This is a genomic window from Alphaproteobacteria bacterium (assembly GCA_041396705.1).
Lineage (GTDB): Bacteria > Pseudomonadota > Alphaproteobacteria > CALKHQ01 > CALKHQ01 > CALKHQ01.
Genome location: JAWKYB010000014.1, coordinates 67,475 through 91,596, shown reverse-complemented (window position 1 = coordinate 91,596; position 24,122 = coordinate 67,475). Strand labels below are relative to the sequence as shown.

Here is a 24,122-nt window from a genome sequence, read left to right as displayed (position 1 = left end):
CCCGGCATCAGCCCTGCTGCCGCTCGACCGTGCCGATCGCCTTGTTCGACCGCAGGTCGGCGATGACGTCGTTGAGGTGGGCGGTGTCCTTCACCTCGATGTCGACCAGCATGTCGAAGAAGTCGATCGACCGGTTGGTGATCTTCAGGTTGGTGATGTTGCCGTTGTTCTTGGCAATGATGGTGGTCAGCGTGCCCAGGCTGCCCGGCCGGTTGTCGATGACCACGTGCAGCCGGCCGACGAACGGGTTGTGGCCGTCGCCGTTCGGCGTCCAGTAGACGTCGAGGAAGCGCTCCGGCGTATCCATGAACCGCTCCAGGGTGGCGCAGTCCTCGGTATGGATGGTGACGCCCTTGCCGGTGGTGACGATGCCGCGGATGCGGTCGCCGGGCAGCGGGTGGCAGCAGCGCGCGAAATGCAGCGCCAGGCCGGGGATCAGGCCGCCGATCGGCACGCCCTTGTCGACGACGTCGTTACGATGCTCGGCCTCGTGCGGCGCGCCCGGCTGCGGCCGCGGCTTCTGCGGGTGGGCGGCGTCGGGGAACACCGCGTGCAGCACCTCGTTCGCGGTGCGCAGGCCCTCGCCGACGACGGCGTAGAGGTCGTCCACCGTCTCGACATGGCAGTGCTCGAACGCGCGTGCCAGCAGCTTGTCCGACAGCGCGTGGCCCTCCTGGCGGAAGGTGCGCTGCAGCATGGTGCGGCCGAGGTCGATGTATTCCTCGCGCTTCTGGGTGCGGATGAACCGGCGGATGCGGGCCCGCGCCTTGCCGGTGACGACGAACCGCTCCCAGGTCGGCGACGGCGTCTGCGCGCGGTTGGTGGTGATCTCGACCTGGTCGCCGTTGGCCAGCGCGGTGCGCAGCGGCATCAGCCGGCCGTTGATCTTCGCGCCGGTGCAGTGGTCGCCGACCTCGGAGTGCACGGCATAGGCGAAATCCACGGGCGTCGAGCCGCGCGGCAGGTCGATCAGGTCACCCTTCGGGGTGAAGCAGAACACCCGGTCGGAGAACATCTCCAGCTTGGTATGCTCGAGGAAATCCTCGGGGCTGGCGGCCTGTTCCAGGATCTCCAGGAAATCCTGCAGCCAGCGATAGCGCCTGCCGTCCGGCACCGCGCCGCCCTGCTTGTACTCCCAGTGCGCCGCGACGCCGCGCTCCGCCTGGTCGTGCATCTGCACGGTGCGGATCTGCATCTCGATCCGCTGCTTCTGCGGGCCGATGACGCCGGTGTGGATCGACTGGTAGCCGTTGGCCTTCGGCGTGGAGATGTAGTCCTTGAACCGCCCCGGCACCACGGGGTACTGGCTGTGGATCACGCCCAGCACCTGATAGCAGTCGGGCACGCTGTGCGTGACGACGCGGAACGCCATGATGTCGGACAGCTGCTCGAAGCCGACATTCTTGTGCTGCATCTTGCGCCAGATCGAGTAGGGCGACTTCTCGCGGCCGGACACCTCGCACACGATCCTGGCCTCGCCGAGCACGCGGCCGAGCTCGCCGATGATCGCCTGCACCGTCGACACGCCGGACTCGTCGTGCAGGTAGTTCAGCCGCGCCACCACCGATTCCCGGCCGTCCGGGTTCAGCTCGGCGAACGCCAGGTCCTCGAGCTCCGCCTTGATCGAGTTGAGCCCGATGCGCTCGGCCAGCGGCACGAAGATGTCCATCGTCTCGCGCGCCACCCGGCGCCGCTTCTCCTCCGAGCCGACATAATGCAGCGTGCGCATGTTGTGCAGCCGGTCGGCCAGTTTGACCAGCAGCACGCGGATGTCCTCCGACATCGCGATCACCAGCTTGCGGAAATTCTCCGCCTGCTTGGTGTGGTCGGACTGCAGCTCGATGCGCGACAGCTTGGTGACGCCGTCGACCAGGCGCCGGATCTCCGGCCCGAACAGCGCCTCGATGTCGTGCAGGGTGTAGTCGGTGTCCTCGACCACGTCGTGCAGCAGCGCGGTCACGATCGAGGCGGTGTCGAGCTTGAGGCCGGTCAGGATGCCGGCCACTTCGAGCGGATGCGAGAAATAGGGGTCGCCGCTGGCCCGCTTCTGGCTGCCGTGCGCCTGCATCGCGAACACATAGGCCTTGTTGAGCGCGGCCTCGTCGGCCGACGGGTCGTAGGCCCGCACCCGCTCCACCAGTTCGTACTGGCGCATCATGCGCGGGCCGGCCGGGCGGGCAGGCGCCGAGGCGTTCGGCGCTGCGGCCCGGTCGGCCACCGTTCTGTCGTCTACTGCCTGCGCCTGCTCCAAATGCGCATCAGCCTTCACATCTGCGCCGTCGGCCCCCGCCGGCGCGGGCCGGGCGGCGGCGGTCAGTCGTCCATCGCGGCCGGGTCGTCCTCGAACGACGCCATGCCGGCGCCGATGGTCTCGTCCTCGTCTTCGTCGTCCGCCGGCGAAGCCTCGACGTCCGGCACCATCTCCATGTCGGCATTGGGCAGCAAGGTTAGCTCATCGTCGTCCGGTTCATCAACGTCGGGCTGGCGCTGCAGCGAATGGACCAGTGCGTCGCGCAGCCGTTCGGACTCGACGTCGATGTCCGCGATCTCGCGCAGGGCGACCACCGGGTTCTTGTCGTTGTCGCGATCGACCTTGGTGCCGGCGCCCGCGGCGATTTCGCGCGCGCGGTGGGCGGCAAGCATGACCAGCTCGAACCGGTTGGGAATCCGCTCGACGCAATCTTCGACGGTCACGCGGGCCATGAGGCAAACCCCTTGTCTGTTGGAAAGCCGGACTGTATATCCTCCTTCCATTCGGAACTCAAGGTCGACCCGGCATCAATTGATTCGGTGCCGACTGTTGGCCTTGTTCATTGCCTGCCGCCCGGATGGGTGGTGACGGTGCAGGTATTCGTAACGGCGCGGCAGAGTCCGTCCGTGTGCGCTGCGACGGTTAGGGATACACCGACGCAGCCGCTTCAATATCTGTTCTGTCGAACACAATAGGAATGCTGATGGCTAGGTCTATCCCTGGTGGGAAGTTCTATGAGGACGAACGCGTCGCTATCTTCATCGATGGGGCAAATCTCTACGCAGCGGCACGATCGTTAGGTTTCGACATTGACTACAAAAAGCTGCTGGAACTGTTCAGGCTGAATACAAGGCTTGTTCGTGCGTTCTATTATACGGCGCTGGTCGAGGACCAGGAGTATTCACCGATCCGCCCGCTGGTCGACTGGCTCGACTACAACGGTTACACCATGGTCACCAAGCCGACCAAGGAGTTCACCGACGCCACCGGCCGGCGCAAGATCAAGGGCAACATGGACATCGAGCTGGCGACCGACGTGATGGAGATCGCCGAGCGGGTCGACCATGTCGTGATCTTCTCGGGCGACGGCGACTTTCGCCGCCTGGTCGAGGCGGTGCAGCGCAAGGGCGTGCGGGTGTCGATCGTCTCCACCATCCGCTCGCAGCCGCCGATGGTGGCCGACGAGTTGCGCCGCCAGGCGGACGTGTTTGTCGAGTTGGAGCAGCTGGCGGATTCGATCCGCCGGTCGCATGCCGGCCGCCCGGACAACCGCGAGGACCGGCGCACGGCGGCGCGGCCAGCGGTCGAGGAAGACGAGTACGACGAGGACGACGAGGACCTCGAGGACGACGAGTATTACGACGACGAGGACGACCTCGACGACGAGCCCGTGCGCTGAGCGGTGGCGGCGTCCGCGGCGGAACCGGGCCGCGATTGCATACTTTGTCCGCGGCTGGCCGGCTTCCGGCGTGACAACCGGGCCCGGTTTCCCGGCTATCATAACGCGCCGGTGCCGAGCTTCGGGCCGGCCGACGCGCGGCTGCTGATCGTCGGCCTGGCGCCGGGCCTGCACGGCGCCAACCGCACCGGCCGGCCGTTCACTGGCGACTATGCCGGCGACCTGCTCTATGCGACCTTGCTCGAATTCGGCTTCGCATGCGGCAGGTACGACCGCGATCCTGCCGACGGACTGACCCTGGTCGACTGCATGATCACCAATGCGGTGCGCTGCGTGCCGCCGGAGAACAAGCCGGTGGGCGCGGAGTTCGGCGCATGCCGGCCGTTCCTGGCCGCCACGATTGCCGGCCTGCCACGGCTGCGGGTCATTGTCGCCCTGGGCACCGGTTCGCACGGGTCGGTACTGCGCGCGCTGGGCCGGCGGCAGGCGGACTGCAAGTTCGGCCACGCGGCAATTCACGACCTCGGCGACGGTCTGACGCTGGCCGACAGCTATCACTGCTCGCGCTACAACACCAACACCGGCCGGCTGACCGAGGCGATGTTCCACGACGTGTTCCGCGCCGTGCGCGGCCTGATCTAGCCGGCGTCTATTCGCGGGCGGCGTCGTTCTCGCACAGCCCGGCTCCCAGCCGGGTCGTTGCCCGTCGCCACGAGCCGATGGTGCCGTCGGCGTCGATCACCAGCGTCCACTCGCAGCTTTGCGTCTTGTCGTCCACCGTCTCCGACCAGCGATAGGTGAGCTCCTTGCGGCCGTCGCCATAGCCGTAGGTGCTGGACGGCGGGCCCCAGGCGGCGACCGCGTCGCGGGCGCTACGCCCGATGAAACCGTTCAGGGTCTCGGCGTCGCGGCTTTCCGCCCAGCGGGTCCCGTCGGCACAGCCGCTCAGCGCCAGCGCCAGTACGGCCGCCACGGCGCATTGCGCCGACGTTGCCGGCGACGTCTCAGCTGAGCCCGTCCATGATGTCATGGCAGGGTTGGCCGCGTCGTTGATGAAGGACATGTGCCAGTCGACCACCGTGCCGGCGGAATTGAGGTCGAGCGTGATCTCGCAATGCCATTCCTCCTGCCAGCTCTCCTGCCAGTAGCCGTATTCCCAGGTGACGGCGCGCGTTCCGTCGGCATATTCGTAGACGTCGTCCGGCCGGCCCCAGCGTCCGATGATGTCGCGCTCGTTCTGTCCGATCGCCTGGTCCAGCCGCTCCGACGCGGTCGGTCCCTGCGGGCCGACGCCCGGAACGCAGGCGGACAGGGCGAACGTCGCGGCGGCAAGCAAAGGCAAAGCGGGACGAAGTGGCGAATGGCTGCGCCGATCTGACATGGGACCTCCGATTTGGGCAAGAATAACGAGGCGGGATGAGCCGAGACGAACGAGTGTGCCGTCGTGCGGCAGTCCAGTGCAATAGCCGGTCCGTTCGGCGGCACTGTGTCGATGGCGGCCACCTTTGTGCCATCTTCGCCGCATAGGGCTGTCGGCAAGGGCGGTGACGCTTCCAGCGGAAGGAATGGACGATGCGGCGATCCTTGCTGTGGGCGGCCGTTGCGCTGCTGCCCCTTGGCTGGTCTGGCGAGGGCGCGGCGCAGCAGCCTGGCCACCTGTGTGTCGGGGTCGGGCTGACCGCACGCGAGCAGGCGGCCAACACGCCCTATACCCTGAAGCTGATCTACGCCGAGCCGGACGGCCACTTCCTGGCCGACGTGCTGACCCGGATCAGCGATGCGGCCGGCAATGTCGTGCTGGAAACCGGTTGCGACGGGCCGTGGCTGCTGGTCGACCTGGCGCCGGGCCGTTATCGCGTGACCGCGACGTTCGCCGGCGAGACCAGGACGGTCGACGTCAGCGTCGGCACGCAGAAGCGCGACCAGCTGATCACGTTCTGAACGGCGGCCGCCTTCAGCCGCGGTCGCGCATCACCCGCGCCTTCTCGCGCTGCCAGTCGCGTTCCTTCTCGCTCTGCCGCTTGTCGGCCTTGCGCTTGCCGCGCGCGACGCCCAGTTCGACCTTGGCGATGCCGCGGTCGTTGAAATAGATCGACAGCGGCACCAGGGTCACGCCCTCGCGCTGGATCGCGCCGATCAGCCGCGCGATCTCGCGGGCGTGCAGCAGTAGCTTGCGCGGCCGGCGCTCCTCGTGGCGCAGGAAGCCGACCGCCTTGCCGTACTCGGGGATGTAGGCCCCGAACAGCCACAGTGCGCCGTCGCGGTCGCCGGCATAGGAATCGCGCAGGTTGCCGCGGCCCTCGCGCAGCGACTTGACCTCGGTGCCGGTCAGCACGATGCCCGCCTCGAGCGTCTCGTCGATGAAATAGTCGTGGCGGGCCTTGCGGTTCTCGCAGGCCGTGCGGTGGGTGTGTCGCTGCTGGGCCATGGTGCCGCCGGCCTCCTGCCGAGGCCCGGATGCCGCTTTCAGGCGTTGCTGAGGCCGGCGAAGGCCATCGCGTCGCGCACGGCGGCCCGCGTCGTGTCGCGCACCGGCACCAGCGGCAGCCGCAGCTCCTCGGCGATCCTGCCCATCGTCGACAGCGCGTATTTCGCCGGCGCCGGGTTGCTTTCGATGAACAGGGCCTTGCTCAGCGGATAGAGCCGCTTGTTGATGGCGACCGCCGCCTTGATGTCGCCGCCGTCCCAGGCGTTGTACATTTCCGCGCACAGCCGCGGCGCCACGTTGGCGGTGACCGAGATGCAGCCGTGGCCGCCGCCGGCGTAGAAGGCCAGCGCGGTCGCGTCCTCGCCGGAAAGCTGGCAGAAATCCCAGCCGATCGCGGTGCCGGTTGCCAGCGGCCGGGCCAGGTCGGCGGTCGCATCCTTGACGCCGACGATGTTCGGGTGCCTGGCCAGCCGCGCCATCGTCTCCACCGACATGTCGACCACGCTGCGGCCGGGGATGTTGTAGATCAGGATCGGCAGGTCGACCGCGTCGGCGATCGCGGTGAAATGCGCGAACATCCCGTCCTGGGTCGGCTTGTTGTAGTAGGGCGTGACCACCAGCGCGGCATCGGCGCCCGCGGCCTTGGCATGGCGGGCCAGCGAGACCGCCTCGTCGGTCGCGTTCGAGCCGGCGCCCGCGATCACCGGCACCCGTTTCGCCGCGGCCTCGATGCACAGGTCGACCACCCGGTGGTGCTCGGCGTGGGACAGGGTCGGCGATTCGCCGGTGGTGCCGACGGGAACGATCCCGTGGGTCCCCTCGGCGATGTGCCATTCGACCAGTTGCTGGATCGCGGCCTCGTCGATCGCGCCGTTGCGGAACGGCGTGACCAGCGCCACGATGGACCCCTTGAACATTTTCTCGTGCTTCTCGATTGCGCTGCGAAACGGCCGGGCACCATAGCGACCGCGGCGCGGCCACGCAACGCACGCTTCGCGCCTCGGGGGTGGTGCAGCCGGGCGGGCTGCCGGTAGACTGGTGCGCGAGTCGGGTGCGTGCGCCGGCCCCCAGCGTCGCGCGTCGCGCCACGGCCTTTGCCAGCTGAGAGATGGAGACGGCGATGTCGCGTCGCGAGGGACCGGGCCGCCGCTGGCTCGTAGCCGCAATTCTGGCATTGATGCCGGCCTGCGCCGCCGCGCAGCAGCTGAGCGACACCGACCGCGCGACCTATGCTGCCGCCTTCCAGGCGCTGCGCCAGGCCGACCCGGCCGGTGCCGTGGCGCTCGCGGCCGGCGGCAGCGATCCGCTGCCGCGCAAGGTGATCGGCTGGCTGGCGCTGGGCGAGCGCGGCTATGGCGCCGCGCCCCGCGACCTGGTCGCCTTCGTCCAGGCCAACCCGGACTGGCCGCGGCTGAACAGCCTGCAGCGCCTGGCCGAGCGCGGGCTGGACGGATCGCTGCAGCCGGCCGAACTGATCGCCTTCTTCGACGCCCATCCGCCGCTGACCGGCGAGGGCTGGGCCGCCTATGTGTCCGCGCTGCTGGCCACCGGCCAGGCCGGCCGCGCCACCGGCGTGGCGCGCGACGGCTGGCGCGACGGCGAATTCGACGCCGCGGGTCAGACCGTGTTCCTTTCGGCCCACGCCAACCTGCTGCAGGCGCCGGACCATTACGCCCGCGCCGACCGACTGATGTGGGACGGCGAGGACGATGCGGCCGAACGCATGCTGCCGCTGCTCGACGCCGGCCATGCCGCGCTGGTCAATGCCCGGCTGCGGCTGATGCGCGGCCAGGGCGGCGTCGACGACGCGATCGCGGCCGTGCCGGCGGCGCTGCAGACGGACCCCGGGCTGGTCTACGAGCGGCTGCGCTGGCGTCGCCGCGCCGACCTGGACGACGGCGCGCGCGAGATGCTGCAGGTGCAGCCGTTCGACGCGCCGGCGCCGGAGAAGTGGTGGACCGAGCGCAGCATCCAGATTCGTCGGCTGATGCGCGACGCGCGCTTCGCCGAGGCCTACAACCTGGCCGCCGACCACCGCCAGGCCACCGGCGTCGATCTGATGGACGCGGAGATGACCGCGGGCTGGATCGCGCTGCGGCGGCTGGGCGACCCGCGCACGGCGCTGACCCACTTCATGCGGCTCTATTCGGAAGCCGAGTCGCCGATCTCGTCCGCCCGCGGTGCCTACTGGGCGGCCCGGGCGATGGCTGAACTGGGCGAAAGCACGTCGGCGGCACAGTGGTACGGCATCGCCGCCCAGTTCACCCAGACCTTCTACGGCCAGGTCGCCGCGGCGGCGCTCGACCCCAACGCGCCGCTGGTGCTGCCGCTCGGCCCCGCGCCGCTGTCGCCGGCCGAGGTCGAGACCTTCCAGAACGGCGAGCTTGCGCGGGCGGCGATCCTGATGAGCGAGCTCGGCGAGGACGAGTATGTCGTCTCGTTCTTCTGGGCGCTGATGAACCATTCCGACGAGCCGCGTCACTATCAGCTGGTCGCCGACCTGGCCACCGGCCTGGGCCGGATCGATTTCGCGGTCTGGGCGGCCCGTCGGGCCGGCCGCGGCGGCACGGTACTCTACGACGGCTATCCGCTCGTGGCGCTGCCGGCCGGGCTGCCGGCGGTGGAGCCGGCGCTGATCCATGGCATCATCCGGCAGGAGAGCGGCTTCGACGCGCGGGCGGTCAGCAGCGCCGGCGCGCGCGGCCTGATGCAGCTGATGCCACAGACCGCCGAAACCGTGGCCCGGGTGCTCGGCGTCGCCCACTCCACCAACATGCTGACCAGCGACACCGGCCACAATCTGCTGCTCGGCAGCACCTATCTGGGCAACCGGGTCAACCAGTTCGCCGGGTCCTACATCATGGCGATCGCCGGCTACAACGCCGGCCCGAACCGCGTCGACAGCTGGATCGAGACCTATGGCGACCCGCGCGGCGGCACGGTCGACCCGATCGACTGGATCGAGCTGATCCCGTTCAACGAGACGCGCAATTACGTGCAGAGGGTGCTTGAAGGCACCGAGATCTATCGGGTACGCCTCGGCCAGGCGCCCCTCAACGGCCAGATCATGCTCGACCTGGCCCGCGGCGGGTGAACCCGGCGGCGGCCGTTCCGGCCCCGCCCGTCATGCCGGAGCCCCGATGGACGATTTCCCGATTGCGGCGATCCGCGATCAGTTTCCCGCCCTTGCGCTGACCGACGGCGGGCGTGCGCGCGTCTATGCCGACAATCCGGCCGGCACCCAGGTGCCGCAGCGCGTGGTCGACCGCGTCGCGGAGACCCTGGTCCATGCCAACGCCAATCTCGGCGGCGCATTCGCCACCAGCCGGGCGGCCGGGGCGTTGCTCGACACCGCCCACCAGGCGATGGCCGACATGCTGCATGCAGCCTCGGCCGGCGAGATCGTGTTCGGCGCCAACATGACCACGCTGACGCTGCACATCGCGCGCTGCTTGGCCGATCGCTTCGCGCCCGGCGACGAGATCGTGCTCAGCCGGATGGACCACGACGCCAACGTGGCGCCCTGGCTGCTGATGGCGGAGGATCGCGGTCTTGCGGTGCGCTGGGTCGACTTCGACCCGGAGACGTTCGAGTTCGCCGACGACGCGCTCGACCGGGCGTTGACGGAGCGCACCCGCCTGGTGGCCGTCGGTTATGCCAGCAACTGCCTGGGCACCATCAACGACGTCGCCCGCATTGCCGCGAAGGCCCGGGCGGCCGGGGCGCTGTGCTTCGTCGATGCCGTCCAGCTCGCCCCGCATCGGCCGGTCGACGTGCAGGCGATCGGCTGCGACCTGCTGGTCTGTTCGGCCTACAAGTTCTTCGGCACCCATGTCGGCGTGCTGTGGGGGCGCAGCGATTTGCTGTCGACGGTCAAGGCCTACAAGGTGCGCCCCGCCGGCGACGGCCTTCCGGACCGGTTCGAGACCGGCACGCTGAACCACGAGGGCATCGCCGGCGTGCTGGGCGCGGTCGAGTATTTCAAGGCGATCGGCGCCGGCATGGTGCCGGCCGAGATCCGCGCCGCCCATGCCGGCAAGCGCCACGGCACGGCGCTGGTCCATGCCGCACTCGACTGGCTGGCCCGCTACGAGGACGGTCTGACCGCACGGCTGATCGACGGCCTGGCACGGCTGCCGGGCGTGCGGGTGCAGGGGATCACCGGCGCGAACGCGCTGCACCGCCGTGTGCCGACGGTCTCGATCACGGTCGACGGCCATGCGCCGGCCGGCCTGGCCGCCGGCCTGGCCGATGCCGGCATCTTCACCTGGGCCGGCCACAACTATGCGGTGGAGCCGATCCGCCGCCTCGGCCTGCACGACGCCGGCGGCGTGCTGCGCATCGGGCTCGCCCACTACAACACCGCCGGGGAGGTCGACCGCATCGTGACGGAACTGGGCAGGCTGATCGGATCGCGGCCATGAGCGCGGCAGTGACGCTGGAGGATGTCCGCGCGGCCGCCGGCCGCCTCGCGGGGCTGGCGGTGCGGACGCCGCTGCTGGAATCGACGCTGCTGAACCGGCGCGCCGGCTGCCGGCTGCTGGTCAAGCCGGAACCGCTGCAGCGCACCGGCTCGTTCAAGTTCCGCGGCGCCTACAACGCCGTCAGCCAGATCCCGCCGGCCGATCGGCCGAAGGGCGTGGTCGCGGTCTCGTCCGGCAACCACGCCCAAGGCGTCGCGGCGGCCGCCCAGCTGCTCGGCGTCCCGGCCACCATCGTGATGCCGGCGGATGCCCCGGCGATCAAGCGCGCCAACACCGAAGCCTATGGGGCCACGGTGGTGCCCTATGAACGCTTCGGCGAGAGCCGGGAAGACATCGCCGCCCGCATCCAGGCGGAGACCGGGGCCGAGATGGTATCGCCGTTCGACGACCTGCGGGTGATCGCCGGCCAGGGCACAGTCGGGCTGGAGATCGCCGAGGACGCGGCCCGGCTCGGCATCGCCCTGGACGCCGTGCTGACGCCGGTCGGCGGCGGCGGGCTGATCGCCGGCACCGCCACGGCAGTCGCCGCGCTCGCCCCCGACACGAAGATCTACGGCGTCGAACCGGCCGGCTTCGACGACACCCGCCGCTCCCTGGCGGCAGGCGAGAGGCTGTCGGTCGATCCGGATGCGCGGTCGTTCTGCGACGCGCTGCTGCGGCCGACGCCGGGCGAAATCACCTTTCCGATCAATCGCCGGTTGCTGGCCGGCGGCGTCGCCGTGTCCGATGCGGAGACAGCCGAGGCGATGCGGGTCGCCTTCGACACGCTGAAGCTGGTAGTGGAGCCCGGCGGGGCGGTCGCGCTGGCCGCCGTGCTCACCGGCAAGCTGGACGTCGCCGGCCGGACCGTGGTCGTGGTGCTGTCCGGCGGCAACGTCGACGCTGCCCTGTTCGCGCGGGTGCTGGACCGGCGCTGACCGGGCTCAGCCGGTGCAGCCTGCGGTAACCGCGACTTGCGAAACTTCGCCGGCCAGTTCGCGTCCGTAGACGTCGGCGAAGACCTGCAGGGTGCCGTCGTCGGCCGGGAACTGCGTGAAATAGCCGATGGTCACCGGCACCGGCGGGGTCGGCTCGTCGAAGGTGCGCCCGCCCTCGGCCCAGCCGTGCACGGTGGCGAGATCGGTGTCGAGCAGCCAGGCGATCAGCTCGTCCCAGCGCTGCACCCTAATGCAGCCGTGCGACAGCGCCCGCGCATCCTCGGCGAACAGCTCGCGGCGGTTGGTGTCGTGCATGTAGACCAGCAGGCCCGGTTCCATCCGCACCGCGGCGAGACCCAGCGGGTTGTTCGGGCCGGGCGGCACGATGCGGTCGGGATATTCGCCGCTGGCCACCATCGCCGGCGTCGGCCGCCAGCTGGGCCGGAAGCGGACGACGGTAGTGCGGGTGGACAGCAGCGGCGTCGGGTTCCATGGCGTGCCGACGATGACCCGGCTGCGGAACGCCGGCTCACCGTCGTCGAACGCAATCAACTCGAACGCCGGCACGTTGACCAGGATCGCCTTGCCGGCCTCCGGCGGCGCGAAGGCGATGCCGGCATCGCTCAATGCGCGGCGGAAGGCGCTTTGCGCCGGTGCCTCCGTCGCCGGAGCCAACGATGCCGGCCCGGGGTTGTGCGAGGCCGGCGTGGCACCGGCACAGCCGGCCAGCATGGCGACGGCCAGCAGGAGTGCGCAGGAGCGAATTGCGGGACGCATGACGTCTTACTATGCCGGCTCGAGCCCGCCGCGTCAGCGTGCGGCGATGCGCGCCGACACCTTGCCGAGGGTGCCGAAGTCGGCGACGACCAGATCCGCCGGCTCGATCGGCAGCGGCACGACGCAGGTGCCGGTGGTGACCACCTGGCCCGCGCCCAGCGTCAGGCCGAGCCCGGACAGCTCGTTGGCCAGCCAGGTCAAGGCCAGCCGCGGGTCACCCAGCACGTTGGCGCCGGTGCCTTCCCGCTCCAGCATGCCCTCGATCCGGCCCACCACCCTGTGCGCGGCAAGGTCGAGCGCGCGCCAGTCGCCGGCGGCCGCCGGGCCGAGGACGAAGTCGTGGGCGCAGGCGTTGTCGGCGATCAGTTGCGGCGCGCCGGCGGTGACGAAGTCCGCGTAGCGCGAATCCGGAATCTCGATGGCCAGATGCAGGTCGGCGACCGCCGCCATCACCTCGTCCTGCGCATAGGGGGTGTCGCGCGGCGGCAGGTCACGGCCGATGCGGAAGGCGAACTCCGCTTCCGCCACCCGCATGGCGTTGGCGCCGAACGGCACGGTGTCGCCGTCGCCATAGACCCGCTCCGCCAGCAGGCGGCCGGCGAGCGGTCCGTCGACTCCGATGTGGCGCTGGCCCGCGGCGCTGGTGGCGGCGATCTTCCAGCCGAACAGCGGCGCACTGCTGCGTGCCTCCAGGCAGGCCTGGATCGCATAGCCTTCGGCCCGGCTGCAGGGGCGCAGGTCGGCGGGCAGGGCCGGGATCTTGTGGCCCTCGGTCCAGCTCCGCCAGAGCAGGTCGGATGCGGCTGCGGCGACGTCCGCGGCGATCATCGCGTCGTGCGTCAGGTCAGTTGCCCGCCTTGAACACGTAACGACCCGCCTCGACGAACGGCGCCGGGTCGATCGCGTCGCCGTCCAGCCGCACCTCGTAGTGCAGGTGCGGGCCGGTGCTGCGGCCGGAGCTGCCGAGCAGGCCGACCGGCGTGCGGTAGGACACCTCGTCGCCGACCTCGACCAGGATCGTGTCCAGATGGGCATAGCGGGTGGTGATGCCGAGGCCGTGGTCGACCTCGACCATGCGGCCATAGCCGCCCTTGAGCCCGGCGAAGACCACGACGCCCGGCGCGGTGACGCGCACCGTCGAGCGCATCGGGCCGGCGAAATCGAGGCCGGCATGGAAGGCGCGGCGGCCGTTGATCGGGTCGACCCGCTCGCCGAAATGGCTGGTCATGCGGAACTCGTCCATCGGCTCAGCCAGCGGCAACTGCAGCAGCAGCTGCCGCAGGCCGTCCCAGCGGCCGACGTGGGTGTCGAGCGCGAGCAGCGCGGCGTCGTCGGAGGCGCCGACAGCGTCGTCGATCGGCACATACGGTCCGCCCTGGGCGAGCGCAGCGTTGTCGTCGGCCAGCCGCAGCAGCAACAGGTCCGCGTCCAGGCCGGTGCGCGCGATCACGTTCTCGGCCGAGGCGATGTCGGTCATGGTCCACAGGCTCAGCCGGTAGGTCAGCGAATCCTTCTGGCGCTCCGCCTCGGCCAGCTGCGCCTCCAGGCTCGCGACCTGGGCGCGCAGGGCGGCAATCTGCTGCTCCGGGGTCTGCGGTTCTGTGGCGGCGGCGGTGTCGAGGCCCTCGTCGAGCACGCCACGGCGGAAGTCGTCGATCGCATAGGCGATGGAGAAGAACAGCTCGTCCTCGACGTCCGGCAACACGGAGTCTTTCGTTCCCGCGACCGGCTCGTCGCCGTTCAGCCCGAACAGTGTGCCGTCTTGCGCCACGGCGGTGGCACCGCCGACGAGCAGGCCGAAACCGGCGGTCGCGGCAAACAAACGAAGCACGCCGGCCCCACTGATGTTACCCATCAGGTCCATCCCCTCTGCACACCCGGTCGCGACGTTAAGGACTCGCCGCGGGGTTGGCAACGGCCGGCAAGGCGCCGACCGCCGCATGAAAGGCGCAATTGCCTGCCAAGTTCGTTAATCTTCGGTTAACCATGCTGGATCACCGCGATTCACCGCCGTCTGGGAGCTCCCGGCCATGACCAAGTCTCTTCATATCCGCGCCGGCCTCGCAGCCGTCCTGACCACCTGCGCCGGCGTCGCCGGGGCGTCCGAAAGCGTCTGGGATCACAACGGGTCGGAGATGCTGTGGGAGGCCTATGGCGACCAGCGGGTCGTCAGCTACCTGGCCCCGCGTTCGGGCCTGTCGGTCGAGCCCGGTACCATCCTGTTCGAGGGCCGGCGGGTCGACGACGGCGTGCCCGGCACGCCGGACGTGCTGGAGGGCTATGCCCGCACCTTCCGCCAGGGCTGCCCGCCGGCGGAATACTGGGTTTCCGGCCCGATCCTGGAGGAGACGCATGTGGTGCTGACCGGCCCGGCGCCGGTACGTGCGGGCTCGGGCTGCGCGATCACCGGCTACAGCAACACCTCGTCGAATGCGACGCTGGTGTTCTCCTACCTGCGCAACCTGGATTCGGCGGGCGGCGAGCCGGCGCGCGACGACGACTGGGTGGTGGTCCGTCCGGGGACGGACACGGACGACATGGTCGGCTATCGCATCGTCCCGATTCCGCTGCCGGGCGGCGGGCAGGTCGACGTGCGCGTCGACACCGGGGTCGGCAGCCACGTCATGCCGGACATCGTGTCGGCGACGCTGTCCTGCGCACCGGGCCAGAGCCAGCCGCTGCTGCCGGCCTCCGGCCTGAACGTCTGCACGATGACCGACGCTTCCGTCGACATGATCGGCGGCAACCTGGTCATCGACGCGCTGCGCTACAACAGCGACACCGGCGGCTGCGAGCCGCAGCGGTTCGAGTACAACGTCGCCGGCCTGTGCAACTGAGCCGCGGCCGGCGCGGCCTCAGTCCTCGCCCTGCAGCGTCAGTTCGTCGGCCATCGGCTTCAGGCCGGCGGTCAGCCCGCCGTCGACCACCAGCGTGGTTCCGGTGACGAACGAAGCCTCGTCGGACGCCAGGAAGGCGACCGCGGCGGCCACCTCCTCGGCCCGGCCGACGCGGCCGAGCGGGTACCACTTGCTCAGCCGTGTCATGAAGTCGGGCCGCTGCTTCATCCGCTTCTCGTGGGCGTGGCTGAAGATGGTGCCGGGCAGCACCGCGTTGGCGCGGATGCCGCGGCCGCCATATTCGCAGGCCAGCGCCTGGGTGTAGTTGATCAGGCCGGCCTTGGCCGCGCTATAGGCGACGTTGCCGAAATACTTGATGCCATTGACCGAACTGATGTTGACGATGGCGCCGGCCTCCGCCGCCAGCATGTGCGGCAGGCAGGCACGGGTCATCAGCATCGGGCCGGTCAGGTTGACCGCGACGTTCTGGTCCCACACCTCAGGCGTGTTCTGGTCGAAGGTCTCGCCGAAGGCCGCCCCGGCGCAGTTGACCAGCACGTCGACGCCGCCGGCGGTCTCGACGAAGCGGTCGACCGCGTGGGTCACCTGGCTCTCGTAGGTGACGTCGACGCGGAACGGATAGGCGGTGCCGTCATGCTGCAGGATGCGCTGGGCGACCTCGCGCGCGCCGTCCTCGTTACGGTCGAACAGGCCGATGGCCGCGCCTTCGGCCGCCAGCCGGCTGGCGATGGCGCTGCCGATGCCCGACCCTGCGCCGGTGACGATCGCTCTCTTGCCTTCGAATCGGTTCATGCGCTGAATGCCTCGAATCCGGCCCGTACCCGTTCCAGCGCCGGGCGCCGGACATGGCCGTAGTTGTAGAAGGAAAGACCGGCGGCGCCGTGCCGGCGCGCGGCCGTGGCGGCCGAGCGCACCGCGCCCTCGGTGCGCAGGTCCGGCACGTCCGGCCGCAGGATCGCGTGCAGCCGGGCATCCGCGCCGATGCGGCGGCGGACGTCGGCCAGGTCCTCGTCGACCTCCTCCGCGGTGGCGTGATAGGCCGGCACCTCGAGCACGTCGCAGACCCGCGCGAGACCGCCCAGGTCTGAGCCCTCGATCCACGCGCCGGCGGTCGGGCGCTGCACGGTCGGGATCACGCCGACCCACACTTCGTCGGGCACCACCGTGCGCACCTCGTTGACCAGGCCGGTGACCAGCCGGCAGCGCCAGTGCAGGAACGCGGCGAGGTCGGGTTCGCAGATCACGTCGGCCAGCCACCATTCCGCCGCGGTGCGGTCGCCCGGGCCCAGGTCGGAGGCGAAATAGCCGTTGATGCGGGCGGCGACGTGGTCGCGCAGCTGCAGCGCCGGGATGCCGGCGGCCTCCGCCCCGGCGATGGCGCCCTCCGAGAAGCTCAGCGCCAGCAGCCGCTCGATCCAGGGGTTCAGCGGCAGCAGTGCGAACTCATGATGGCGGCCGTGGGTGTAGGGCAGGTAGCCCGGCGTTTCCAGCAGGATGCCGACCACCCCGGTCTGTGCGATGTCGCGGCACAGCGCGCGCACATAGGCGCGGACCTCGGGATAGGCGGGGTCCAGGCTGTGAGAGTAGGGGTCGCCGAACGCGTTGCGGCTGACGAACTCCGGATGCCGCTCGCCAAGCGCGGTGTTGTGCAGGCAGACCGTCCAGGCCGCGACCGGCGTTTCCGACTGGCGGGTCAGCTCGGCGAACGGGTCCTGGCTGTCGACCAGCGGGTTCACGATCGGCTCGATGGCGCCGTAGACGTTGGGGTCGGGCCGGAAATAGACCGTGCCGTCGGTCAGCTCGGCCACGCGCGGGCCGCTGCCGTGCGGGCGCAGGAACCGGCCGGCATGATAGCTGGCGGCCAGCGTCAGGGTGTTGGCGCCGCAGGCGCGCACGTCCTCCAGCACGCGGTCGGCGCCGTCGTGGACAACGTCCCAGAGATAGGCGTAGAGCCCGCGATAGTCGGGCCAGGTCCAGCCGCTCATGAGGCGGCGGCGTGGCGCGCGGCGTCCCAGACGCGGCCGCCGACGACCATGTTGCGCACGGCCAGCCGCGTGCTGCCGTGCAGGGTCTTGCCCAGGATGTCGGTGAACTCGAAGCTGCCGCTCTCCTCGGCCAGGATCGCCACGTCCGCGGTCGCGCCGGCGGACAGCCGGCCGAGGTCGGGCCGCCGCAGCACGTCGGCGGGCGCCACGGTGACCGTGCGGATCACGTCGGGCAGCGCCATGCCCAGGTTGACGAACTTCGACATCGTCGTGGTCAGGTCGAAGGCCGGCCCGTCGACCGAAAGGCAGTGCACGTCGCTGGAGATGATGTCGGGCGGGAAATCATCGGCCAGGGCCGCCTCGCCGACATAGAAGGCGAACGAGCCGGCGCCGTGGCCGATGTCCATCAGCACGCCGCGCTGGCGCGCTTCCCAGATCTCGTCGCGGATCCGCCGGTCGCGCCTGACCGGCGCGTTGGGGAAGGGCCGGAAGCAGTGGGTCAGCACGTCGCCGGGGCGCAGCCGCGACAGCACGTCGCGCCGGCTGGGCGGCGGGAAGTCCAGATGCGCCATCACCGGCAGGTCCAGCTCCTCGGCCACCTCGATGGCGATGTCGAGCGGTGCGACACCGCTCTCGCCGCCGCCGAAGCGGCCGACGCGGACCTTGATGCCGCGGACCAGATCCGGCTCCGCGCGCGCCGCCTCCAACGCCTCGCCGGCATGGACCAGCGCCATGTTCCCGCACTCGCCGACCATTACGTTCTTCGAGAAGGCGAAGATGCCGGGGAACGACACGTTGAGGAAGGCGAGCACGCGCACCGGGCAAGGCTCGACCACATGGGCCTTGAAGCCGGCCAGGTTGCCGGCGCCGGCGCTGCCGGCGTCGACCATGGTGGTGCAGCCGCTGCGCGCGGCGATCGCCGCCGGGTCGACGCCCAGCGAGGTGCCGCCCCAGTAGACGTGCGTGTGCAGGTCGATCAGCCCCGGCGTCACGATCTGACCGCCCGCGTCGATCACGGTGGCGCCCGGCTGGCGGGCGAGATCGCGGCCGACGGCGACGATGCGGCCGGCGTCGATGGCGACGTCGGCGATGTCGTCGAAGTCGCTGGCCGGGTCGATCACCCGTCCACCGGCGATAAGGACGGGCCCGGGCGTGTCGCCGGGAACAGAAGTCGTGTTGCCAGTCATGGAACTCTAGCCTTAGGGTCGCAACCGTTGCCGCCGCCCGCGCCAGGCCGCGGCGAGGATCAAATCTATAAGGGACAACCGACTGTCATGACCAGTTCCGTCATGCGGCCGCTCATGGCCGCGTCGCTGGCGGGAGCGCTGATCGCGGGCGGGCCCGTTGTCGCGCAGGAGGCGAGCCCGCTGCGCGTCGCGGTGCCGGCCTATGGGCCGGACACGGCGATTCTGTTCGGCGAGATCGCGGAGGCGTTCGAGGCGGAGCACCCGGACATCGACGTGCGGATCGAACCGCACCCGTGGGACGATCTGTTCCAGGCGCTGAGCGGCGACCTGTCGGCCGGCACGCCGCCGGATCTCGCCATCGTCGGCTTCGACTGGCTGTCCGAGCTGGTCGAGGAAGGGGCGCTGGCCCCGTTGGAGGCGCGGGTCGGCGAACCCTTTGCGGCACTTTTCGTCTCACCCCTGCTGGACGCGGCCTCGTTCGACGGACATCTTTGGGCGTTGCCGGCGGCAACCTCGGCGCGCGCGCTGTTCGTCAACCGCGACCTGCTGGCGCGTGCCGGCGTCGGCGAGGCGCCGGCGAGCTGGGCGGCACTGGAAGAGGCAGCGGCCAAGGTTGCCGCGCTGGGCGACGGTACCGCCGGCTTCGCGCTGCAGGGCAGCGAGATCGAGACCGACGTCTACTTCTACCACGCGCTGTGGTCGCTCGGCGGCAGCGTGATCGCAGCGGACGGCAGTTCGGGCCTCGACGGCCCGGCGGCGCTGGAGGCGGCGCGGACCTATCGCCGGATGATCGAGAACGGGCTGACCCAAGCCGAGCCGACCCGCGACAACCGCAGCGACGTCGAGGCGCTGTTCGTCGAGGGACGTGCAGCGATGGCGTTCGGCGGCCCGTGGCTGATCCATGCGCTCGACCGCGCCGGTCCCGGTTTCGTCTGGGATGCGGTGCCGGTGCCGGCGGGCAGCACGCGCGCCACCTATGCGGTCACCGATTCGATGGTGCTGTTCGCCGATGCGGCGGCACCCGACGCTGCGCTGCGGTTCATGGAATTCGCCTTCCAGCCGGTCTGGCGCATCGCCTTCTTGGACCGGCACGGGTTTCTGCCTGCCACGCGGGCTGAGCTGGAGAACGCGCGCGAGGTCGGCGATCCGCGGCTGGCGGCCTTTTTCGACAGCCTGCCCGACGCCCGCTTCACGCCGGCGCTGGAAAGCTGGGCGGAGGTAGCTGACCTCACCACCAATGCGCTGCGCCGCATCTATGCCGGCGATGCGACGCCGGAGGACGCCCTGGCCGCCACAGCGGCCGAGATCGACCGGGTGCTGGCGCGCTGAGCGTTCCCGCGCCGGTGCCGGCTATTGCCGCTTGGCGATGCGGGTGACGCTGGAGCCGTCGTCGGCCCGGCTCTGGTCGATCAGGCGATGGCCGGCGGCGTCGCAGAAATGGCGCAGATCCTCGGGCGCGCCGGGATCCGTCGCGATCACCCGGATCACCGCGCCGCCGGCCATGTCGGCCAGCGTCTTGCGCGCCTTCAGAACCGGCAGCGGGCATTTCAGCCCGCTCGTATCGAGGATGTGATCGGCCGTGTCGTCGCTCATCGCTCAACCTGGTCCAGATTTGCGCAGGCAGGATAGAGCATATAGGGCCAGCAAGGCCCATCCGGCCATCAGCAGGATGCCGCCGGCCGGCGCGGCGAAGGGGATCGGACCGATGGACAGCAGGGCGTGAAGATGGATGCTGCCACTGAACAGCAGCACGCCGAGTGCGATCGCCGCCCCGGCCAGCCGCGGCAGTCTGGCTGCGGGCGCCCGTGCGGCCAGCAGCGCGATGCCGATCAGGGCCACGCCGTGCACCAGCTGGTGGCGGACCGCCGAGGCGAAGGCATCGCGCAGCGGCTCCGCCGCGGCCGGCAGGGCGTGCGCGCCGAGCGCGTCGAGGGCGACCCCGCTCAGGCCGTAGAGCGCGGCGATCAGCAGCAGCGGTGCCATGGCGTCGGTTCCGGTCCGGTTGTCGTCGTGGCTGGATATGGCCCAATGCACGCCTGCGGTCACGCCGCCTGCGCCAACCTGTCCGGCACCGCCCGTGTTTGATGTCGAACTGCGCCGGCTGGTCGATCCGCCGCTCGACCGTGCCGGCCGCGCCCTGGCCCGGGCCGGGCTGCGGCCGAACGCGGTCACGATCGCCGGCTTTGCGGTCGGCCTCGGCTGCGTGCCGGCCATCGCCTTGCAGCTGTGGTGGCTGGCGCTGGTCTGCCTGGCGGTCAACCGGCTGTGCGACGGGCTCGACGGCGCCATCGCGCGCCACGGCCTGGCGACCGACTTCGGCGGCTATCTCGACATCGTCTGCGACTTCGTGTTCTACGCCGCCTTCGCGTTCAGCTTCGCTTTGGCCCGGCCGGACTTCGCCATCCCGGCCGGCGTGCTGGTGCTCAGCTTTGTCGGCACCGGGTCCAGTTTCCTGGCCCATGCCATCATTGCGGAGAAGCGCGGCATCAACATCGGCCGGCCGGCGGGCAAGTCGTTCTTCTATGCGCGCGGGCTGGCCGAGGGTGGCGAGACCATCGGCTTCTTCACGCTGTGCCTGCTGTGGCCGTCGGCCTTTGTCTGGCTGGCCTACGGCTTTTCGCTGCTGTGCTGGGCGACGACCGGCATGCGCGTGGCCCAGGCCTGGCGGACGTTCAACCCCCGGGGCCGCTGAGCGCCGGCGGCGGCTCAGCCGCGCGGGATCATGAACACCTGGCCCGGATAGATCAGGTTCGGATCGGCGATCTGCGCGCGGTTCGCGGCCAGGATCTCGGTATAACGGATGCCCTCGCCATAGACCCGGCGTGCGATGCGCCACAGGCTGTTGCCGGGCTCGACCACCACGAACACGTCCTGCGGCATCTCGTTGACCGGCTCGGCGCGCACGAAGGGCAGGGCGATCCGCGCGATCACGTCGCCGGACGGCGCGATCTGGTCGACCCGGATCTCGTGCGGGCCGGGCGGCACCGCCTGCTGCGGCGTCAGCTGCCACGAGCCGCTGGGCGAGGCCTCGGTGACGCCGAGCACCGCGTTGTCCAGATAGACCTGCACGGTGGCGCCGGGCTGGGCGTCGCCCGATAGGGTGACGTCGCCGCCCTGGTCGTAGTCGATCACGCCGACCGAGACATCGCTGTCGGCGGCCGTGTCCGTCGGCGCGTCGCCGATGGTCGGGCGCGAGAAGGCGACCGGCCCCTGGTCCTCCTCGGTGGCGGCGGCATCCTGGTCGCCGCCGGTGTTGCCCTCGGCGGCGAAGGGATCGGTCGCGTCGCCAGGCTCGGCCAGCGCGACGTCGCCGACCGCATCCGCGTCCGGCGTGGCCGCATCCGGCGTCTCGCCCGCCGCGTCCGCGGTCTCGCCGGTGCGCGTCGTCGCCGTGTCGCCGGTGTCGCTGCCGGGCATGGCGGGCCGCGAGAACAGCACGCTGCCGCCTTCCTGCGCCTCCGGCTGCTCCTCGGCGGCGGCGACCGCGGTGCCTTCGAGCGAGCCCTCGGCCGGGGCGTCCGGTGCGGGTGCCTGCACGATCACCGTGGCCGGGCCGCCGTCGCGCGGCACCAGCATGACCAGCGGCTGGTCGGCGCGGTCGGTCTCGCGGCCGGCGATGTCGGTGCCGCGCAGCGGCACCACCACCAGCACCAGGTCGGACGACGGGACCAGCGATCCGTTCGGCTGGCGCTCCATCGCGCCGATCTGGTGGTTGCCGGCGCTCAACGGATCGATGGGCATGAAGATCCAGTCGCCGCGCAGGTCGGCGATCTCCTCGCCCAGCACCGTGTCGCCGTCCATGATCACCACGGTGGCCAGCGGCTCGGCCTTGCCGGCCAGGATCATGCCGCCGTCGCCGGCGACGCGGATCACGTCGAACGACGGCCCGCCGGTCTCGTTGGGACGGTCTGGCCCGATGCTGCGTTCCGGCGTCACCCGGTCCGCCTCCGGGCGGGCGGTGGCCGAGTCCGGGCTCTCGTTCACGGTGTTGCTGGGCGCATCGAAGCCCTCGGCGGTCGCAAGCTCGGTGCCGGCGCTATCGCCGGCCGCGGTCTCGTCGGGCTTGCCGGCGTCGGCGTCGGCCACGTCGGCCACGTCGGCTTCGGTGGCGGCCGGTTCCGTCCCGCTCGGCTCTGCGACGGCCTGGCCGTCTTCGCCGGCGACGCCATTGTCGGACGTCGCGTCGGCATCGGCAGGAGTCGGCGTCTCGGGAGCCTGCGCATCCGTCTGTGCGTCGGCGGCCTGATCGCCGGCAGCGCCGTCCGCCGGCTGGTCGGCGCTCGCCCCATCCGCGGCTTGCGTATCGGCGTCCGGGCTGGCCGCTTCGTCGGGCTGTACGACAGTCTGCGTCGTCGGCTGGGTGCGGCCGTCGACGGGCGCGCGCCGCTGCGGCGCGGTGGCGGCGGGGCCGGGAACGGTAACCACGGCCTCGGGCGCCGTGCTGGACGTCGCCGGTGCGGTGCGGCCGTCGACCGGCGAATAGCTCGATCGACGGCGCGATCGGCGTCGCATCCGGCTGGTCGGCCGGCGTCTCGGTGGCAGCGGTTTCGTCCGGCCGGGTCGCAGGCTGGCCGGCCGTGTCGCCATCCTCGGCGAGCGCGACCTGATCGCCGGCCGGCGTCGTGGCGTCGGCGGTCGCGTCGGCCGGCAGCTCCGGCGTGGTCTCGACGACGGCAGTCTGCTCGGGCTGGTCCGCAGCCTGGTCGGTCGCGGCCGTCTCTTCCGGCGTTGCGGTCGCGTCGCCGGTGGGCGTCTGGGCGTCGGCCGTCGCGTCGGCCGGCTGTTCCGGCGCCGTCTCGACGACGGCGGTCTCTTCAAGCTGGTCCGCAGCCTGGTCGGTCGCGGCCGTCTCTTCCGGCGTTGCGGTCGCGTCGCCGACCGGCGCCTGGGCGTCGGCCGTCGCGTCGGCCGGCTGATCCGGCGCGGCCTCGACGACGGCAGTCTCCTCGGGCTGGTCCGCGGGTTGCTCGGTCGCGGCCGCCTCCTCCGGCATTGCGGTCGCGTCGCCGACCGGCGCCTGGGCGTCGGCCGTCGCGTCGGCCGGCTGATCCGGCGCCGTCTCGACGACGGCTCTCTCTTCAGGCTGGTCCGCAGCCTGGTCGGTCGCGGCCGTCTCTTCCGGCGTTGTCGTTGCATCGCCGGAGGGCGTCTGGGCGTCGGCCGTCGCGTCGGCTGGCTGGTCCGGCGCCGTCTCGACGACGGCGGTCTCTTCAAGCTGGTCCGCGGGCTGCTCGGTCGCGGCCGCCTCCTCCGGCGTTGCGGTCGCGTCGCCGGTGGGCGTCTGGGCGTCGGCCGTCGTATCGGCCGGCTGCTCCGGCGCGGTCTCGACGACGGCAGTCTCTTCGGGCTGGTCCGTAGCCTGGTCGATCGCGGCCGTCTCCGCCGGCGTTGCGGTCGCGTCGCCGGTGGGCGTCTGGGCGTCGGCCGTCGCGTCGGCCGGCTGCTCCGGCGCGGTCTCGACGACGGCGGTCTCTTCGGGTTGGTCCGTAGCCTGGTCGGTCGCGGCCGTCTCCTCCGGCGTTGCGGTCGCGTCGCCGGAGGGCGTCTGGGCGTCGGCCGTCGCGTCGGCCGGCTGCTCCGGCGCGGTCTCGACGACGGCAGTCTGCTCGGGCTGGTCCGCGGGCTGCTCGGTCGCGGCGGTGGCCTCCGGCGTGGTCGCATCGTCGCCGGTCGGCGACGCCGGGTCCGCCGTCGTGGTGGTCTCGCCGGTCTGGACTGTGTCCTCGTCGTCCCCCTTCCACGGCTGGACCACGAGCACGGCCGCGACGATCGCCACGACCACTGCGATGAAGGCGAGGAAACCCTTGTTCAACTGACCCGTCCCTTGTGGTCGCAA

General features: G+C 70.9%; 24 protein-coding genes. 9 read left to right on the top strand and 15 right to left on the bottom strand.

Translation table 11 applies throughout. The features are described 5' to 3' along the window. Positions 1–7: 7 nt before the first annotated feature. Positions 8–2,158: a bifunctional (p)ppGpp synthetase/guanosine-3',5'-bis(diphosphate) 3'-pyrophosphohydrolase gene (locus tag R3F55_19325; protein ID MEZ5669545.1), complete on the bottom strand. Its 2,151-nt coding sequence runs from the start codon at positions 2,156–2,158 to the stop codon at positions 8–10. 155 nt (positions 2,159–2,313) lie between these two features. Further along, positions 2,314–2,703 (bottom strand): DNA-directed RNA polymerase subunit omega, encoded by a 390-nt coding sequence (gene rpoZ / locus R3F55_19320; protein ID MEZ5669544.1) that lies wholly within the window; start codon positions 2,701–2,703, stop codon positions 2,314–2,316. A 251-nt stretch (positions 2,704–2,954) separates the two neighbouring features. Here rpoZ and R3F55_19315 point away from each other — a divergent pair, with 251 nt between their 5' ends. Together R3F55_19315 and R3F55_19310 are read left to right on the top strand one after the other, a co-directional pair. After that, positions 2,955–3,650, top strand: a complete 696-nt coding sequence (locus tag R3F55_19315; GenBank protein MEZ5669543.1) for an NYN domain-containing protein — start codon at positions 2,955–2,957, stop codon at positions 3,648–3,650. Between the two features lie 111 nt (positions 3,651–3,761). Further along, positions 3,762–4,292 carry a uracil-DNA glycosylase gene (locus tag R3F55_19310; protein ID MEZ5669542.1) on the top strand — a complete coding sequence of 177 codons (531 nt, stop codon included), beginning with the start codon at positions 3,762–3,764 and terminating at the stop codon, positions 4,290–4,292. Between the two features lie 7 nt (positions 4,293–4,299). On the opposite strand, the gene R3F55_19305 is transcribed toward R3F55_19310, so the two are convergent. After that, positions 4,300–5,031, bottom strand: coding sequence for a hypothetical protein (locus R3F55_19305; protein MEZ5669541.1), 732 nt, complete (start codon positions 5,029–5,031; stop codon positions 4,300–4,302). A 191-nt stretch (positions 5,032–5,222) separates the two neighbouring features. On the opposite strand from R3F55_19305, the gene R3F55_19300 reads away from it, so the two are divergent. Beyond that, complete coding sequence (locus R3F55_19300; GenBank protein ID MEZ5669540.1) at positions 5,223–5,591, top strand: hypothetical protein; 369 nt, start codon at positions 5,223–5,225, stop codon at positions 5,589–5,591. A gap of 13 nt (positions 5,592–5,604) precedes the next feature. Here the strand turns inward: R3F55_19300 and smpB are convergent, their stop codons facing one another. Together smpB and dapA are read right to left on the bottom strand one after the other, a co-directional pair. Then, positions 5,605–6,078: an SsrA-binding protein SmpB gene (gene smpB, locus R3F55_19295; protein ID MEZ5669539.1), complete on the bottom strand. Its 474-nt coding sequence runs from the start codon at positions 6,076–6,078 to the stop codon at positions 5,605–5,607. 38 nt (positions 6,079–6,116) lie between these two features. Beyond that, entirely contained in the window at positions 6,117–6,995 is an 879-nt protein-coding gene (gene dapA, locus R3F55_19290) for a 4-hydroxy-tetrahydrodipicolinate synthase (GenBank protein ID MEZ5669538.1), read from the bottom strand. Between the two features lie 203 nt (positions 6,996–7,198). On the opposite strand from dapA, the gene R3F55_19285 reads away from it, so the two are divergent. From R3F55_19285 to R3F55_19275, 3 genes are read left to right on the top strand one after another with little or no spacing between them, the layout of a single operon-like run. Further along, positions 7,199–9,172 (top strand): transglycosylase SLT domain-containing protein, encoded by a 1,974-nt coding sequence (locus R3F55_19285; protein ID MEZ5669537.1) that lies wholly within the window; start codon positions 7,199–7,201, stop codon positions 9,170–9,172. A gap of 46 nt (positions 9,173–9,218) precedes the next feature. Continuing rightward, positions 9,219–10,502 (top strand): cysteine desulfurase-like protein, encoded by a 1,284-nt coding sequence (locus R3F55_19280; protein ID MEZ5669536.1) that lies wholly within the window; start codon positions 9,219–9,221, stop codon positions 10,500–10,502. Then, the gene (locus R3F55_19275; protein ID MEZ5669535.1) at positions 10,499–11,479 is read left to right on the top strand and encodes a threonine/serine dehydratase; all 981 of its coding nucleotides are present in this window, start codon (positions 10,499–10,501) and stop codon (positions 11,477–11,479) included. The genes R3F55_19280 and R3F55_19275 overlap by 4 nt, the downstream gene beginning before the upstream one ends. Positions 11,480–11,485: 6 nt before the next feature. Here R3F55_19275 and R3F55_19270 read toward each other — a convergent pair whose 3' ends face one another. Genes R3F55_19270 through R3F55_19260 form a run of 3 tightly spaced genes read right to left on the bottom strand, consistent with a single transcriptional unit; the run spans position 11,486 to position 14,111 of the window. Further along, positions 11,486–12,256, bottom strand: a complete 771-nt coding sequence (locus R3F55_19270; protein MEZ5669534.1) for a L,D-transpeptidase family protein — start codon at positions 12,254–12,256, stop codon at positions 11,486–11,488. A 33-nt stretch (positions 12,257–12,289) separates the two neighbouring features. Beyond that, complete coding sequence (locus tag R3F55_19265; protein ID MEZ5669533.1) at positions 12,290–13,084, bottom strand: fumarylacetoacetate hydrolase family protein; 795 nt, start codon at positions 13,082–13,084, stop codon at positions 12,290–12,292. Between the two features lie 16 nt (positions 13,085–13,100). Then, positions 13,101–14,111 carry a peptidoglycan DD-metalloendopeptidase family protein gene (locus R3F55_19260; protein MEZ5669532.1) on the bottom strand — a complete coding sequence of 337 codons (1,011 nt, stop codon included), beginning with the start codon at positions 14,109–14,111 and terminating at the stop codon, positions 13,101–13,103. A gap of 175 nt (positions 14,112–14,286) precedes the next feature. Between R3F55_19260 and R3F55_19255 the strand changes: the two genes are divergently transcribed. Then, complete coding sequence (locus R3F55_19255; protein MEZ5669531.1) at positions 14,287–15,093, top strand: hypothetical protein; 807 nt, start codon at positions 14,287–14,289, stop codon at positions 15,091–15,093. An 18-nt stretch (positions 15,094–15,111) separates the two neighbouring features. Here R3F55_19255 and R3F55_19250 read toward each other — a convergent pair whose 3' ends face one another. From R3F55_19250 to R3F55_19240, 3 genes are read right to left on the bottom strand one after another with little or no spacing between them, the layout of a single operon-like run. Further along, complete coding sequence (locus tag R3F55_19250; protein ID MEZ5669530.1) at positions 15,112–15,906, bottom strand: SDR family NAD(P)-dependent oxidoreductase; 795 nt, start codon at positions 15,904–15,906, stop codon at positions 15,112–15,114. Continuing rightward, positions 15,903–17,099: a hypothetical protein gene (locus tag R3F55_19245; protein MEZ5669529.1), complete on the bottom strand. Its 1,197-nt coding sequence runs from the start codon at positions 17,097–17,099 to the stop codon at positions 15,903–15,905. Before R3F55_19245 ends, R3F55_19250 begins: the two co-directional genes overlap by 4 nt. Beyond that, the gene (locus R3F55_19240; GenBank protein ID MEZ5669528.1) at positions 17,096–18,286 is read right to left on the bottom strand and encodes an amidohydrolase/deacetylase family metallohydrolase; all 1,191 of its coding nucleotides are present in this window, start codon (positions 18,284–18,286) and stop codon (positions 17,096–17,098) included. Before R3F55_19240 ends, R3F55_19245 begins: the two co-directional genes overlap by 4 nt. A gap of 87 nt (positions 18,287–18,373) precedes the next feature. On the opposite strand from R3F55_19240, the gene R3F55_19235 reads away from it, so the two are divergent. Next, entirely contained in the window at positions 18,374–19,615 is a 1,242-nt protein-coding gene (locus R3F55_19235) for an extracellular solute-binding protein (GenBank protein ID MEZ5669527.1), read from the top strand. 21 nt (positions 19,616–19,636) lie between these two features. Here R3F55_19235 and R3F55_19230 read toward each other — a convergent pair whose 3' ends face one another. Next, positions 19,637–19,879, bottom strand: a complete 243-nt coding sequence (locus R3F55_19230) for a sulfurtransferase TusA family protein (GenBank protein ID MEZ5669526.1) — start codon at positions 19,877–19,879, stop codon at positions 19,637–19,639. Positions 19,880–19,882: 3 nt separating this feature from the next. Beyond that, positions 19,883–20,269: a DUF423 domain-containing protein gene (locus R3F55_19225; protein MEZ5669525.1), complete on the bottom strand. Its 387-nt coding sequence runs from the start codon at positions 20,267–20,269 to the stop codon at positions 19,883–19,885. Positions 20,270–20,363: 94 nt separating this feature from the next. On the opposite strand from R3F55_19225, the gene R3F55_19220 reads away from it, so the two are divergent. Further along, positions 20,364–20,978: a CDP-alcohol phosphatidyltransferase family protein gene (locus tag R3F55_19220; GenBank protein ID MEZ5669524.1), complete on the top strand. Its 615-nt coding sequence runs from the start codon at positions 20,364–20,366 to the stop codon at positions 20,976–20,978. A 14-nt stretch (positions 20,979–20,992) separates the two neighbouring features. Here R3F55_19220 and R3F55_19215 read toward each other — a convergent pair whose 3' ends face one another. After that, entirely contained in the window at positions 20,993–22,381 is a 1,389-nt protein-coding gene (locus R3F55_19215) for a LysM peptidoglycan-binding domain-containing protein (GenBank protein ID MEZ5669523.1), read from the bottom strand. Beyond that, on the bottom strand, positions 22,323–24,062 hold the full coding sequence (locus R3F55_19210; GenBank protein MEZ5669522.1) for a hypothetical protein: 1,740 nt from the start codon (positions 24,060–24,062) through the stop codon (positions 22,323–22,325). The genes R3F55_19215 and R3F55_19210 overlap by 59 nt, the downstream gene beginning before the upstream one ends. Positions 24,063–24,122 lie beyond the last annotated feature (60 nt).